Raw genomic sequence first — 518 nt, forward strand, 5'->3', positions numbered from 1 at the left:
AGCACAAAATCCGCGTGGATTGGCAAGATAAATTTGCATAAGACGGCCTATCATTAGATAATTTAGATTCTAAACTTGAATTCAAAAAATTAGAGTGGAACAATACGCTACTTTAGCATAATTTGCTTTTATTGCCTTCTAAAATACCATAGTCGCAATCGTCATAACTTTGACAGGATTACTCATCAATACGATGATATCAAAAGCAATTTATAACTATTAAAGTAGACGTAATTGTTATTAGTCGTACTTGCTATCGTTTTACATGATGGCATTTTCTTTTTTTACCAGTCTTTATCTGCTTACTTATTTGATTACTCATTTATTACTAGGACACACTGTATGACAGGTTCATTGTTTATTATTACTGCAGCCTCTGGTACTGGCAAGACCTCACTGGTCAAACAGTTACTTGCTACCACCAACGATCTGACTGTCAGTGTCTCTCATACTACCCGTCAGCCGCGACCTGGGGAAATTGACGGTCATCATTATCACTTTACTAGTGTCGATGTTTT

Annotated in this window: 1 pseudogene; it reads left to right on the plus strand. The window is 36.1% G+C overall.

Going from position 1 to position 518, the window contains the following annotated elements:
* Positions 1-342: 342 nt before the first annotated feature.
* Positions 343-518 (plus strand): annotated as a pseudogene (locus ACS8FD_RS24545) (guanylate kinase); the annotation flags it as partial.

Source organism: Psychrobacter sp. 1U2, from assembly GCF_051847575.1.